This window comes from Nostoc sp. (assembly GCF_036917135.1).
GTDB lineage: Bacteria > Cyanobacteriota > Cyanobacteriia > Cyanobacteriales > Nostocaceae > Nostoc.
Window position 1 is genome coordinate 34126 of record NZ_JBALEA010000081.1, and the last position, 13565, is coordinate 47690.

Sequence of the window (13565 nt, forward strand, 5' to 3'; positions counted from 1 at the left end):
AGTATTAAAGACTCATTCACGAGTATCAAAGACTCATCCCCAATGCCCAATGCCCATAATTACAATAATGACAACTGTTCATTAGGCGGCGTGAATCCCAAATGCTTATATGCTGCCTTTGTCGCCATCCTCCCGCGATGAGTCCGAGTTAAATACCCAATCTGCATGAGGTAAGGTTCATACACCTCTTCAATTGTTTGAGTATCTTCACCCGTTGTTGCTGCCATTGTTTCTAACCCTACTGGCCCGCCGTTAAATTGTTCAATTATCACACTTAGCATCTGGCGATCTGTCCAATCTAAACCGCAGGGATCTACTTGGAATAGTTGCAATGCCTCAGATGCAATGCTTTCATTAATCTCCCCAGATATTTTTACTTCCGCATAATCACGTACTCGCTTGAGTAACCTATTAGCAATCCGCGGCGTTCCCCGTGAACGACGGGCAATTTCTGCGGCACCATCTTCTGTAACAGGGGTTTTGAGTAATTGAGCGGTTCGCAGTACAATTTTAGTCAGTTCGTCAACTTCGTAAAATCGGAGTTTTTGAATTAAACCGAAGCGATCGCGCAGTGGTGAAGTTAAAGCACCTACCCGGGTTGTAGCTCCCACTAAGGTAAACTTTGACAACGGCAAGCTTCTGATGCGAGCGCTAGAACCCTTGCCAATAGTAATATCTAAGCGATAATCTTCCATAGCCGGATAGAGAATTTCCTCCGTCATCCGCGAGAGGCGATGAATTTCATCCACAAATAAAATATCCCCTGGCTTGAGGTTCACCAGTAGCCCAACAATATCTCGTGGACGTTCTAACGCTGGCGCACTAGTAATTTTGTAATTTACCCCCATTTCCGATGCTAAAATCATTGCCATTGTGGTTTTGCCCAATCCCGGCGGCCCGTACAACAGTAGGTGATCCAACACCTCACCACGAGACTTGGCTGCTTTGATGGCAATATCTAGTACATCCTTTAAATCTTTTTGCCCAATGTAATCAGCAAATCGCTTTGGCCGAATACCCTCTTCCTGCTGTTCTTGTTCATCAATAGCAGCTTCCGGCTTCAAAATATTTTCTGTGGATGGTGCTTTCACCGACTCTCGAAGCTGCTTTGATTCTCCGTTGGGTTCTGGAGGCTGTTTTTTCGAGGAGATTATCGCCATAATTCAGCTATCTTTTAAGGGACTTGGGACTGGAGACTGGAGACTTGGAACTGAGACTTGGGACTGGGCGAGGCAGGGGAGCAGGAGGAGCAGGGGGAGAAAGAATAACCAATGCCCAATGCCCAATACCCAATATCCGTGAAAATTTTCGGTTGAGAATACCCGCTCCAATTTAAAATTTAAATTCCGGTCAATTATCCAGAAGTACAAAAGTTATTATGTTATCTAAAAGAATCTTACCGTGCTTAGATGTGAAGGCGGGACGGGTTGTAAAAGGAGTTAACTTTGTCAATCTCAAAGATGCAGGCGATCCGGTAGAACTGGCCAAGGTTTATAACGAAGCTGGTGCTGATGAGTTAGTGTTTCTGGATATTACAGCTACTCATGAAGACCGAGCTACTATTTTAGATGTGGTCTACCGAACTGCTGAACAGGTCTTTATTCCATTGACTGTGGGTGGTGGCATTCAATCCTTAGAAAATGTTAAAGCTTTGTTACGAGCCGGTGCAGATAAGGTTAGTATTAATTCTGCGGCAGTGCGGGAACCAGACTTGATTAATCGGGCAAGCGATCGCTTTGGTAATCAGTGCATAGTTGTTGCTATTGATACCCGACGCAGAAATAATCCAGAAAATCCAGGTTGGGATGTGTATGTGCGGGGTGGCAGGGAAAATACAGGCTTAGATGCCCTAGTTTGGGCACAAGAAGTTGAAAAACGTGGGGCCGGAGAACTACTAGTAACAAGTATGGATGCTGATGGAACCCAAGCCGGGTATGACATCGAGATCACACGGGCAATTGCTGACGCTGTAGAAATTCCCGTCATTGCTTCTGGTGGTGCAGGTAATTGTGAACATATCTACACTGCCCTAACTGAAGGCAAAGCGGAAGCAGCATTACTGGCATCCCTATTACATTACGGGCAGTTAAGCGTAGCGGAAATCAAAAATTATTTGCGCGATCGCAATGTGCCAGTAAGAACACTGTTTTGATCCAGCATTTTCCATGTTATGACATCCATCTGAGGTTAGACACACTTCCTTAAAAGGGTGTTAATATTATTTTACAAGTATTAACAAATATTAAGAAATATGTTGCTTCCTATTTTACTTTTTGATGTAGCTTTGGTAGCGTGGTCGCTGCACTTAATGGAAAGAGCCTATGAGAGTAAAGAATTTTCTCTCATGTTAGCTGGTACATTGGTTGCTTTGGCTGCTGCTGCCATGCTGGTAGTTTACTTTTTGATGGGGCACTGTATGACCTATTTGTTGCAAGTGTCATAGAGAGTGCTTCGTGCTGGAGGAGATATTTAAAATTTAGTTTCCAGAAAAAGCTTCACAAAGTACTAATAATTAAGCGAGTATATAATCGATTCTAAGGGGTTATAACGCAGTTGGTAGCCCACGTTAATGCTGAGTGACCGACGTACTAGAAGGGTAGGAAGGAACACAGCAGGAAATATCCTCCCGTTCATTGGTACTAATGAGTAATGAGTAATGAGTAATGAGTAATGAGTAATGAGTAATGAGTAATGAGTAATGAGTAATGAGTAATAAGTAGGGCTTGCTGAAAAAGTCATAAAAAAGCAATTTCAAGGGTTGACCAGTTATTCAAGCAGGAACAGAGATAGTTTTATGTTATCTATAGCTAGCCAGAAGATAATTTTAAATTATGTTAGACTGGGAAAAAGGTCTATTTTTGAAAAATAGACATAAAAGTACTGCTGGTCGCGGTTATGCAAGGATTTTGAGCCATTTTACCCTCAACTCTTGCACCTGAATATACTTCTTTGGTCAGATAATCTGTATACTGTGAACTTTTCTTTCTTTTTCAGCAAGCTCTAAGTAATGAGTAATGACTAAAAACTCCACCCACAAGGGGATGGAGTTTTTTATAAGCTAAAAATCTTTTAATTTGCATCCTCCAAAAAATAAATCTCTTGTGGGGTGGGCAACATGAGCGCCCTAGTTGTGCAAATTAAATGCGCGACAGCTTATCAGCTAGGGGTTCCTGAAAAACTCAACCAAACCAAGTACGAGATGGTTAAACCAATGGCAATTAGTGCCACCCAGATAAAGCGATTATCTTTGGTATTGACCTGACTGAGATCAACAAATTCTGGCTCTGTAGGTTTAGGCTTCTGCTGCACAGAAGATTTAGTCGGTTTAGCAGCTACAGAAATTTTGAGTTCATTATCGGGAAGTGCGCCCAAATCGGGGATTTGAGTCATCCATTCGCTGGGTCTAATCAGCTTTGGTGCTTTTAAGATATAAAGCATCTGCCTGGCTTGTTTGCTGGTTTCAAAATGGGGATGGCGTTTGAGTCTTTCGCAAAGAGCGATCGCATCATCAGTGCGTTCAGCCGCTTCATAAGCTGTCACTAGATGAATTTCTACTTCTCCCCCAAGGCGAGAATTACGAGCTAATAGGGCGCTGGCCTTTTCTAAATTTTCTACGGCTTCGCGGTATTGCCCATTTTCAAAGGCAACTTTTCCAGCCTGGTAGCGGGTTTTAGCAATGTCTAAACTTTCTGCACTCACGTCTTATAAAAAAATCAGCACTATTTTAATTTTGTTTAATTTTGCCAATGCCAGCAATCTTTTTGGAATCTTTTCAAAAGCTGGCAATCTGAAAGTGGATAAACTTCTAAAATTTTAACTAAGTAGCAGCGACTATTTTCTGATCAAAAATTCCGGTATCAAATGCAGGTGAACAAAATATGTTAAAAATCAAGCATTGGCAACTGAATTGGCTTCTAGCCGGCATGACTTTAGCTGTTATGGGGGTAAGTATTGCTCCAACTTCCGCCCAGCGATCGCCTGGTAGTCCGATTCCCACACCTATACCTGTAGAGCCAGCAACGGGATTAATGCCACAACGCACTAATTACCCCGATTATTCCTATCCCCAGCTAAGGCAGAACGTGAGAAACTCCCCGCCGATTAATCCAGTAATTCGAGACTCAAGCCGAGTTAATCCGGTGATTATCAATAATTCCTGGCATCGTACACCATTTAGTGGGGGGCGATCGCGTGTTTTCATCACCTATCCCCAGTAAAGTGAGGAGTAGGGAGCAGATAACTCCTAACTCCTAACACTTACGACGTAAACTGCGAACCGAGAATCATTGTTCCAATCCCAACGTCAGTAAAGATTTCTAGTAATAGGGCGTGAGGAATGCGACCATCAATGATGTGTGCTGCACGGACTCCTTGAGCAAGCGATCGCACACAACAACTAACTTTGGGAATCATCCCACCGCTAACGATACCATTGGCAATCAACTCGCGGGCTTCGCGGATATCTACTTTTGGAATCAAAGTAGATGGGTCTTTGTAATCTTTTAAAATTCCACTGGTATCGGTCAGTAAAATTAACTTTTCTGCTCCTAGTGCAGCAGCGATTTCTCCAGCTACAGTATCGGCGTTAATATTATAAGCTTGCCCAGTCTCATCTGCGGCGACGCTAGACACTACCGGAATATAACCATTGCTAGCGAGGGTATCCAAAATCTTGATATTGACATTGCTGACTTCCCCCACAAAACCGATGCCTTCTTGACCTTGGGGACGGGCTGTAAATAGATTACCATCTTTACCGCAAAGTCCTACAGCCAATCCACCAGCTTGGTTAATTAGCGCGACAATTTCTTTGTTAACTCGACCAACTAAAACCATTTCCACCACATCCATTGTGGCGGCATCAGTGACTCGCAGACCATTTTTAAATTGTGGTTCGATGCCCAGCTTATCTAACCAACTGTTAATTTCTGGGCCACCGCCGTGGACAACAATTGGCCGCAAGCCCACGCACGATAAGAATACAATGTCGCGGATCACTTTGTCTTTGAGTGTGCTATCTTTCATGGCTGCGCCACCATATTTGACAACAACAGTGCGACCGGCGAATTGTTGAATATAAGGTAGTGCTTCGCTTAGTACACGTACACGAGTGGCTTCAGTTTGCCTGATGTATTCAGAATCGTTGTCCGTCATGAGGAGCCTAACAGAGAGAGTTAAAACCTATGCAGTCAGTGTAGAAGACTTTGTAACTCCTCACAATCTCTGCTGCCAAAGTCGAGTATGTTTGTACTGATCAGCCATAGCTGTTTGGTTCAGTTACCTGGAATCTACTGTAATTAGCATAAAAAATATGAGCGATGCTTTTAACCGACTCGCACCCTTCATCCAAGAATATATTTACCATCACCAGTGGACTGAATTACGGCCAGTTCAAATTGCCGCTTGTCAAGTTATATTTGACACTGATGCTCACTTGCTAGTTACTGCTGCAACTGCTGCTGGTAAAACAGAAGCAGCCTTTCTGCCAGTTTTGACTCTATTACATAGCAATCCTGCCGCCACCATCGGCGTATTATATATTAGTCCAATCAAAGCTTTAATTAATGATCAATTTGAGCGTCTCAACGACTTACTAAAACAAGCAAATATTCCAGTTTGGCACTGGCACGGTGATGTTTCTCAAAGTCGGAAAAATAAACTTTTAAAGAATCCTCAAGGCATTCTCCAAATTACCCCAGAATCTCTCGAAAGTTTGTTAATTAACAAAAATAATGACCTACTTCGCTTATTTGGTGATTTAAGGTTTGTAATCATTGATGAAATTCACGCCTTTATGGGTTCAGAACGTGGTTGTCAAATTATTTGCCAATTACAACGTTTAGCAAAATTGACACAAACACAACCGCGCCGTATTGGTTTATCGGCAACTCTTGGTGATTACTCACTAGCTGAAGATTGGTTGCGCTCAGGAACAGATAAGCCAGTGATTACACCCAAAATCGACGGCATAAAACGGCAAATAAAACTAGCTGTAGAACATTTTTATATTACTGATGAAGTAGATGAATCAGAGGTGAAAGCTGATGAACAATATATTTTCAACCTCAGCAAGTCTCGCAAATGCCTGATATTTGCTAATAATCGCACCCGTACCGAATCTGTAATTGCATCTTTGCGACAAATTGCTACAGAACAAGGACTACCAGATATATATCATGTACATCATGGAAGTATATCTGCTAGCTTGCGGCAAACTGCTGAAAATGCCATGCGTGAACCCAACAATCCAGCTGTTACCGCCGCCACTCTGACTTTAGAATTAGGTATAGATATTGGTCATTTAGAGCGAGTTATTCAGTTAGAATCACCCTTATCTGTAGCTAGCTTTTTACAGCGCTTGGGACGTAGCGGTAGAAGAGGGGAAGCTGCTGATATGCGCTTTGTATGCGCTGAAGATAAGCCATTACCAGAAGCTTCTCTACCAGAGCAAATCCCTTGGCAACTTTTGCAGTGTATCGCGATCATTCAACTTTATTTAGAGGAACAATGGATTGAACCAATCAGACCAATTAAATATCCTTTGAGTTTGCTTTATCACCAGACAATGAGTATTTTAACAGCAGCAGGAGAAATTTCCGCTAATACCCTAGGGAAACAGATTTTTAGTCTACCGCCCTTTGCCGCGATTTCCAAAGAAGATTTACAACTATTGCTGCGTTATTTAATTGATATTGGTCATATTCAGCATACTGAACAAGGTAAATTAATCCTGGGTTTGGCAGGAGAAAAGGTGGTGAGAAAATTTCAGTTTTATGCTGTCTTTGCTGAACAACAAGAATATATTGTTAAGCAAGGTGCAACCGAAATTGGCAGTATTGTCACGCCACTTCCTGTTGGTAATCAATTTGCTTTAGCTGGGAGAACTTGGGAAGTTGTAGAAGTAGACTTTAAAAAGAAGGCTATTTTTGTGAAACAAGCTGAGGGTAAAGCTAGTATTTATTGGCGTGGTGGTGGTGGTATTATTCATAGCAAAGTTTTGCAACGAATGCAGCAAGTTTTATTTGAAAATATCGAGTATAGTTATTTGCAAAAAAATGCTTTGCAACGTTTACGTCAAGTTCGCCATTTGGCGCAGCAGGTTGGATTAGATAAGCAGAATATTGTGCAATTGGAAAAAGGTAAATGCTGCATTTTTCCTTGGATGGGTACAGTTGCTTATCGCACCTTAGAAAGATTGCTCAACTGCTATTGTCGGGAATCGTTGGAAATTACCAGTATTGGCGGAGTAAACCCCTATTATTTAACAATTAAATTAGGCAAGGATAAATTTAAACATCTTTATACTGAAATCGCTTCCTTGTGTGAACAAAGAATTACCCCAGAACATTTAATTAGTACTTCAGAAGCACCAGAAATTCAAAAATATGATGAATTTATTCCTCATCCACTTTTACGGAAAGCTTTTGCTCACGATTATTTGGATATGAGGGAAGTTAAACAGCAAGTGGCACTCTGGAAAGAATAAGCTCTCCGTATCTTTGCATCCCCCGTACCCCTTCCCTACGAGACGCTTCGCGCAGCGTCTCGTTTCAGACTCTGATTTAAGCAATACTCCCGCGCTTTCTGGCTTCTTTGTAGGAAGTTCCCACATTTTTCAAACCAGCTTTAATCATTTGTTGTTCGAGAAGGGCAAAGAAACGCGCTCGATCGCCACCTTTTACTACTGCTTGATTATGCGCCTCAGCGATCGCTACAGGGTAGCCATATCCTTTTTGCACTTGTGCTAACATCAGTCCCAGTGCTTGGTCTAACATGGTTGCATTCTCGGCAACCCATGCCGGAACTTCAATTCGGGCGATTTCAGTACCAACGTGGACGTAGCAAAAGTAAATGGTTTGATCGCCGTAGAGTTCGAGAATGGGGGAATTACTGCGCCAAAGGGTGCTGCGTTGTCCTGGTTTGAGTCGGGTAGCCCAAACAGAAGTATCTCGCAATTGTTCAAAAATTTTACAAGGTACTTTTTCTAGCTGATTTGGGCAATGACTTTTACAGTCTGGCGCTGGATGGGGACAAGCTAACAACCGTAAAAAGTTCATTGTTTCGATGCTGCGAGAGGCGCTAAGATAGCCCATCAACGGAATTTGAGCATCACGCATCTGCTGCCAAGCTTCGAGGATCGGGGGTAAAATGCGATCGCGTGCATCCATCGGCAATTGTTCTAAAAACCAATAAATTAGCGAACCATCTACCATCGCTAGGGCTGGTGTTCCCCCTTGAACTGCACCACACGCAAGTTCTGCTAACACCGTTGTTTCTGAAGCAGTGCGGCGAAAACTCATCCATTCCTCAGTTCTAATTCCCCACTGCCGAGACATATATAAATCTTCTGGGCGGTAAAATACTTCTGGCAAACTATCGAGTAACGGATGGCGATTTTGTCCGTAGTGTAAGATGACTCTGCCGATATTTAAGAGATAACAATAAGCAATTTCGTGATGGTTGGGGGCAATTTGGGAACCATCGGTAGCAATGACAGTATGAATTTTTGGCGGAACTGGGATATCAATGCAGGTTTCTAGGGGTTCAATCGGGGTAGCATTAGCAAAGGAAATGCGATCGCGCCATTTTTCCTGGCGATCGATTAAATCTTGTTGACATTCGTAAGCATTTTTGAGATGTTGTTGTGCCAATTCTAAACGCTGACGACTGGCAGCAGCTTCTAAGGTAAGATGCTGACTTAAACCCTGCATTTGTCGCGCTAGTTTTGTGAGATCAAGCATAAAACTGACTTAGGATTTAGGATTTAGGATTTAGGAGTTTTCCTAATTTCTTATTATTCAGAAATATTAGACCTCTTACAAAAGTCCCCTAACACCCCTCCCCGCTCTTCGGGAGGGGAGACTTTGACGTAAGTTAAAGGCGGGGTGGGGTTCTTTTTTTTGATTTATGCAAGAAATCTATTGTAGAGACGTAGCAATGCTACGTCTCTGCATTGTTTTTCATCAGATGTTTAATATATTAAAGCCAAGCTGAGAAATCTTTGGCAAACTGAGAAAGTGATAACAACTGAATTCGCGGGTCATTTTGGGCAGTTTCCCTTTCTGGTTGGGTATTATAGCCCCAGTCTGCAAGAAAAAGTTTCACATCCTCAAGGTCTCCTTGTTGTTGGACTAACTGTAATGCCTTGAGTCTATCTTCTACAAACCAGAGACTAACTGACTTGTCTACTGCTGACTTGATTAATTCTCGCAAAATTTCATATTTAGGAAGCTTCACTTCTTTCCCAAAGATTGATGCTGGTGGTAAATTCACCCCTTCTTGTTGCAACAACTGCTGGACAAAACGCCCTTCTTTAGTTGTCACAATATATAGCTTAACTCCACTATCAAGAGTTAATTTTATTTTTTCTACTACACCCGGATAAAATCTATGCAGATTCAGCCAACCAGATAAATCTTTGGTAATCCACTCATCTCGCTGATTATCTAGTTTCGCGCCAATTTCTTTTGCTTGTAACTTGTCATCTAACAACAGTTGTGGCGTGATACTTCCCCATTCATGAAGAATCTTTTGATCAGGAATTCCATTTACCAAGGCTTTGATTAAAACTGGCATTTCCCAGCCAGTTTCAATTACAGGGCGTAGGCGATAGAATCTCAAAGCTAAATCATCTGGTGGTGTATCGTTTGTAGGAGACCAAATTTCACAGTAGGTACGCCATGCTACCTCAAAATATTCAATTAATCCGTCGCAAATTACTCCATCAAAGTCCAGGGCTAAAATTTTGGGGCTACTTGCGGTCATGGTTTTGAGAATTAAACTGCTGTTGTCAGCTTATCCGACAAATTTAAATCATGGGGTAATTTTTGTTAGTATTTCATGATTTATAAATTGCTGAAAAAGTATGGTGGTATTGTTAAATTTGATTTGATCCTGGTAGGTTAACGAGGATCTACGGCAGGTTTGCGATCGACTAAACGAATTTGGTTTTGCTTGACTACTACCGTGATTAGTGGTAAGGAACGGTTAGCTGGCCCATGAACGACTCGCCCTTGAGAATCGTATTGAGATCCATGACAAGGACAAATAAAGTGATTCTTCTCAAGATCCCATTCAACTGTACATCCTAAATGGGTGCAGATTGGATTGATCGCGTATTCTGCAATCTTTGGCCCGTCTTGAATAATCAGATAATCAACGCTATGGTCTGGTAAGCCTTTTACCAGAATTGGAATTCCCGGCTTTGCGGTTGCTAATAGTGTATTAGCGTCAATTTCTTTGTCGTCTTTAGCCAGTGCTACTGATCCTGGAAGATAATTTTGACAGCGTGAATTCTTTGGATAAAGTGAGCAAAGGGTTTCTAGGTCTATCTCACGACTTTGGCTGACTTTGGGAAATAGATATCCCATCGCTACTGATGCAACTGTAGTACCTAGCATATAGGTTAAGAAATCCCGACGCGTTTTTATCCTCGCTGGAGTTTTGCCATTTGTAGAAGAATGTTCCATGATGATTAGATTTAGCGACAGAGGTCTACTAATATACTACGGCGCGATCGCATTAAAGAAAGTGGTTGAGGTCGATTTTGTAATTGGGGATTAATTTTCATAAAGTTTGCTTTTGTTTATTATTATTTATTTCTAGAGTAAGAGGTCATTTATAAACCTCGGAGCTAAAATATAACTCCAGATATGTTTCTCAGAAAATCTATTCTCAAACTCTCTCTAGAGAAAGAACTCTTTATGCCTTTGATTTTTTAAGCTGTTTTTAGTCAAGTCACATTTTTTAATACCGGAAACAGCCATGAGTAATAATCAAGAAAATCAAATTCATCAACCAGTCAGCGAAGATCGGGATTCTCGTGACGAGCCAAATGTGAAAGAAAGAAACTTAACTGCAAATCCAGGAGATAGAATTGCTGATGAGCCTCAATCAGTTGAAGAGAAGGCTAAACAGAGAGCTCTTGATGACGTACCAGATATTACAGGCGACAGAATCACAGTCCCAACTTACTTTGTTGTAGATGAACCCAATGGTGAAAAGAAGGCACTCCACCACGTCAAAGATGCTGAAGAGATTTCCGATGTAATTCGGCAAGCACGAGTTGACGAAAATGGAAATCGAATTTGGTAATACTTCTTTAAGCAAAACTACACTCGGTAGGGGCAATTCATCAATTGCCCCTACCGCATTGTCTATTTACCTGCAAATAGCTGTAATAAGCTAATCGGTATTTAAAGTTGCATAATTATGGCGCTCATGTTGCCTATCTCACAAGACTTATTTTTAATTCAGTTATGCAAATTAGATGTTTTTTAGCCTATGATATTTTGCAGAGTTGATCTGACATAATCCCTTTGGCAAGGTTGTATATCAAGTGGCGATCGTCATGGGAGCATAGATACTAATTAATATTAGCTATTATTAACAATAGTTATGAATAATATACCGTCAACACAACAGCAAGTTACTTCTAAGGACAGCTACAACTACCTGCTATTCTTGCCCGATGGGTTAAGTCCTACTAGAAGCGATGTCTACGACGGGCTACGCCTACGCAACAAAACACAACAGCCACTTTTACCAACAATCCTATGTTTACACGGTTCGGGTGAGCGAGGTTCTAACTTAGATAACGTGAAAAAGCACGGCGTTGCTAAGATTGTAGAGAAGCAACCGGATTTTCCCTTTATTGTCATTTCTCCCCAATGTCCGCGCGGTGCAGATTGGAATGTAGAGCGATTGAACTACCTTCTAGATCAGGTTATCTCATCCTATCCGGTTGATCCAGATCGGGTTTACCTGACTGGCTTAAGCATGGGTGGTTACGGAACATGGCATTTAGCAGCAGCACAGCCCCAAAGATTTGCAGCGATCGCACCCATTTGTGGTGGTGGTAATCCAGAAGTAGCACATCAGTTAAAAAATCTTCCCGTGTGGGCATTTCACGGAGGAAAGGATCGTGTAGTTCCTTTAAGCGAGTCGCAAATAATGGTTTCTGCACTCAAAGCCCACAACAACAATGTAAAATTTACAGTTTACCCAGAAGCCGAGCACGACTCATGGACGCAGACATATAATAATCCAGAGTTGTATCAATGGTTTTTACAGCATCGACGGCAGCAGGCTGTAGGTTAAATTTGGCGAATGACATTTACAACTTATCTGGTGTTTCTATGTCAATAGACATAGTTTGCAATTCAGCTTCTAACTGCTCAATCGTTGGTAAATTACCTTGCAAAGCCTCCGGTAAAATATCTTTTAGCTGATACACCGAAACACCAATGGGCTTATGTATATCTCGCAGAGAATATTCGGCAATTACCTTATTTTTGCTCTTGCATAAAATCATCCCAATCGTCGGCTGATCATCTGGGTGTCTCAATAAATTATCCACCGCACTAACATAGAAATTCATCTTACCCGAATACTCTGGCTTGAACTCTTCAATTTTTAGATCAATTACTATATAGCAACGTAAACGCAAGTGGTAAAACAATAAATCAATATAAAAATCTTCACCACCAACTTCAAGATGATATTGACTACCTACAAAAGCAAAACCCACTCCTAACTCTATTAAAAAATCGCGGATGTGGTTAATTAAAGCCCGTTCTAAATCCCGTTCTAGAAAATCTTTCCCTAAATTGAGAAAATCAAAAGTGTAAGGATCTTTCAACAATTGCTGTGCTAATTCTGATTGGGCTTGAGGCAGAGTGCGGTTAAAGTTGGTGGTTGCTTTACCCTGACGGTGATACAACTTACTTTCAATCTGGTGAACTAAAACATTCCGACTCCACCCATACTCGATAGTCTGTTGTACGTACCATAAGCGTTCTGTTTGGTCTTTAATGGTATCCAATATACGGGCATTATGACCCCAGGGAATTAGTGCAACAGGTTGTTGCACTAATTGATCGTCTGGATAAGCTTCGGCAAATGCCCGCATATACTTGAGGTTGCGAAGCGAAAAGCCTTTCATCTCTGGAAAAGCTTTCTGCAAGTCAGCCGCCAGACGATTAATAACTTTTGCACCCCAACCCTGCTGCTGTTGGCGATTCAGAATATCTCGCCCAATTTGCCAGTAAAGTAATACTAATTCTTTATTGACTGCAACTACCGCCCATAATTGAACGTTAGAAATTCGTGTTTTTAGTTCAGTTAAAAAGTCTTCATAACCGATAATCTCAGATGCGCCCCTTCGTAAAGCTTCGGATTTATCGTCTCTAGACATAAAAAAGAATTAACCTAGTTCTATAGCAATCCTAAATGATTTGTCAGAAAATTCACCTCCCGCGTAATGCCATCCCCCCTTAGCAAGCTACGGTGTACACACATCTTTGTACAAAATCAAAACCGTTGGAGATCCCCCTAAATCCCCCTTAAAAAGGGGGACTTTGAGAAGTTTTTGCCCCCCTTTTTTAAGGGGGGTTGGGGGGATAAAAGGCTGTGGGGCAACTCTCCAAAACTTGTGTGTACATCATAGTTAGTAAGGGGAGGGTGCGCGATCAGGGCAAACGCATCTTATTTACTAATAAAAACTAAGAAAGATTGCAAAATGATATAGATAATTGCAAAAATTGATGTAACGATAAGCAAACTAA

General features: G+C 41.6%; 13 protein-coding genes. 6 read left to right on the forward strand and 7 right to left on the reverse strand.

Features of this window, described 5'->3' with window-relative positions:
• Positions 1–59: 59 nt before the first annotated feature.
• Positions 60–1160, reverse strand: coding sequence for a Holliday junction branch migration DNA helicase RuvB (gene ruvB / locus V7K50_RS25840; protein ID WP_334803913.1), 1101 nt, complete (start codon positions 1158–1160; stop codon positions 60–62).
• 218 nt (positions 1161–1378) lie between these two features.
• Between ruvB and hisF the strand changes: the two genes are divergently transcribed.
• Positions 1379–2152 (forward strand): imidazole glycerol phosphate synthase subunit HisF, encoded by a 774-nt coding sequence (hisF, locus tag V7K50_RS25845; protein ID WP_334965119.1) that lies wholly within the window; start codon positions 1379–1381, stop codon positions 2150–2152.
• A gap of 99 nt (positions 2153–2251) precedes the next feature.
• Positions 2252–2443, forward strand: coding sequence for a hypothetical protein (locus V7K50_RS25850; RefSeq protein ID WP_069071057.1), 192 nt, complete (start codon positions 2252–2254; stop codon positions 2441–2443).
• A gap of 713 nt (positions 2444–3156) precedes the next feature.
• On the opposite strand, the gene V7K50_RS25855 is transcribed toward V7K50_RS25850, so the two are convergent.
• Entirely contained in the window at positions 3157–3699 is a 543-nt protein-coding gene (locus V7K50_RS25855; RefSeq protein ID WP_334965121.1) for a hypothetical protein, read from the reverse strand.
• Positions 3700–3878: 179 nt separating this feature from the next.
• Between V7K50_RS25855 and V7K50_RS25860 the strand changes: the two genes are divergently transcribed.
• The gene (locus V7K50_RS25860) at positions 3879–4217 is read left to right on the forward strand and encodes a hypothetical protein (protein ID WP_334965123.1); all 339 of its coding nucleotides are present in this window, start codon (positions 3879–3881) and stop codon (positions 4215–4217) included.
• 40 nt (positions 4218–4257) lie between these two features.
• On the opposite strand, the gene argB is transcribed toward V7K50_RS25860, so the two are convergent.
• Entirely contained in the window at positions 4258–5154 is an 897-nt protein-coding gene (gene argB, locus V7K50_RS25865; protein WP_334965125.1) for an acetylglutamate kinase, read from the reverse strand.
• Positions 5155–5311: 157 nt separating this feature from the next.
• On the opposite strand from argB, the gene V7K50_RS25870 reads away from it, so the two are divergent.
• Positions 5312–7486 carry a DEAD/DEAH box helicase gene (locus V7K50_RS25870; RefSeq protein ID WP_334965127.1) on the forward strand — a complete coding sequence of 725 codons (2175 nt, stop codon included), beginning with the start codon at positions 5312–5314 and terminating at the stop codon, positions 7484–7486.
• Between the two features lie 76 nt (positions 7487–7562).
• Here the strand turns inward: V7K50_RS25870 and V7K50_RS25875 are convergent, their stop codons facing one another.
• From V7K50_RS25875 to V7K50_RS25885, 3 genes are all read right to left on the reverse strand, one after another.
• The gene (locus V7K50_RS25875; RefSeq protein WP_334965129.1) at positions 7563–8741 is read right to left on the reverse strand and encodes a DNA double-strand break repair nuclease NurA; all 1179 of its coding nucleotides are present in this window, start codon (positions 8739–8741) and stop codon (positions 7563–7565) included.
• 238 nt (positions 8742–8979) lie between these two features.
• Positions 8980–9765 carry an HAD family hydrolase gene (locus V7K50_RS25880; RefSeq protein ID WP_334965131.1) on the reverse strand — a complete coding sequence of 262 codons (786 nt, stop codon included), beginning with the start codon at positions 9763–9765 and terminating at the stop codon, positions 8980–8982.
• Between the two features lie 137 nt (positions 9766–9902).
• The gene (locus V7K50_RS25885; protein ID WP_334965133.1) at positions 9903–10469 is read right to left on the reverse strand and encodes a Rieske 2Fe-2S domain-containing protein; all 567 of its coding nucleotides are present in this window, start codon (positions 10467–10469) and stop codon (positions 9903–9905) included.
• A 295-nt stretch (positions 10470–10764) separates the two neighbouring features.
• Here V7K50_RS25885 and V7K50_RS25890 point away from each other — a divergent pair, with 295 nt between their 5' ends.
• Both V7K50_RS25890 and V7K50_RS25895 read left to right on the forward strand, forming a co-directional pair.
• Positions 10765–11094, forward strand: a complete 330-nt coding sequence (locus tag V7K50_RS25890) for a hypothetical protein (protein WP_334965135.1) — start codon at positions 10765–10767, stop codon at positions 11092–11094.
• A 303-nt stretch (positions 11095–11397) separates the two neighbouring features.
• Complete coding sequence (locus V7K50_RS25895; protein ID WP_334965137.1) at positions 11398–12099, forward strand: prolyl oligopeptidase family serine peptidase; 702 nt, start codon at positions 11398–11400, stop codon at positions 12097–12099.
• A gap of 16 nt (positions 12100–12115) precedes the next feature.
• Here V7K50_RS25895 and V7K50_RS25900 read toward each other — a convergent pair whose 3' ends face one another.
• Positions 12116–13195 carry a PDDEXK nuclease domain-containing protein gene (locus V7K50_RS25900; RefSeq protein ID WP_334965139.1) on the reverse strand — a complete coding sequence of 360 codons (1080 nt, stop codon included), beginning with the start codon at positions 13193–13195 and terminating at the stop codon, positions 12116–12118.
• Between the last annotated feature and the right edge of the window lie 370 nt (positions 13196–13565).

What these genes read in the sequence shown, in the direction of transcription:
- ruvB (WP_334803913.1), bottom strand. Translation starts at nt 1,160, where the DNA reads ATGGCGATAATCTCCTCGAAAAAACAGCCTCCAGAACCCAACGGAGAA.
- hisF (WP_334965119.1), top strand. Translation starts at nt 1,379, where the DNA reads ATGTTATCTAAAAGAATCTTACCGTGCTTAGATGTGAAGGCGGGACGG.
- V7K50_RS25850 (WP_069071057.1), top strand. Translation starts at nt 2,252, where the DNA reads ATGTTGCTTCCTATTTTACTTTTTGATGTAGCTTTGGTAGCGTGGTCG.
- V7K50_RS25860 (WP_334965123.1), top strand. Translation starts at nt 3,879, where the DNA reads ATGTTAAAAATCAAGCATTGGCAACTGAATTGGCTTCTAGCCGGCATG.
- argB (WP_334965125.1), bottom strand. Translation starts at nt 5,154, where the DNA reads ATGACGGACAACGATTCTGAATACATCAGGCAAACTGAAGCCACTCGT.
- V7K50_RS25870 (WP_334965127.1), top strand. Translation starts at nt 5,312, where the DNA reads ATGAGCGATGCTTTTAACCGACTCGCACCCTTCATCCAAGAATATATT.
- V7K50_RS25875 (WP_334965129.1), bottom strand. Translation starts at nt 8,741, where the DNA reads ATGCTTGATCTCACAAAACTAGCGCGACAAATGCAGGGTTTAAGTCAG.
- V7K50_RS25880 (WP_334965131.1), bottom strand. Translation starts at nt 9,765, where the DNA reads ATGACCGCAAGTAGCCCCAAAATTTTAGCCCTGGACTTTGATGGAGTA.
- V7K50_RS25885 (WP_334965133.1), bottom strand. Translation starts at nt 10,469, where the DNA reads ATGGAACATTCTTCTACAAATGGCAAAACTCCAGCGAGGATAAAAACG.
- V7K50_RS25890 (WP_334965135.1), top strand. Translation starts at nt 10,765, where the DNA reads ATGAGTAATAATCAAGAAAATCAAATTCATCAACCAGTCAGCGAAGAT.
- V7K50_RS25895 (WP_334965137.1), top strand. Translation starts at nt 11,398, where the DNA reads ATGAATAATATACCGTCAACACAACAGCAAGTTACTTCTAAGGACAGC.
- V7K50_RS25900 (WP_334965139.1), bottom strand. Translation starts at nt 13,195, where the DNA reads ATGTCTAGAGACGATAAATCCGAAGCTTTACGAAGGGGCGCATCTGAG.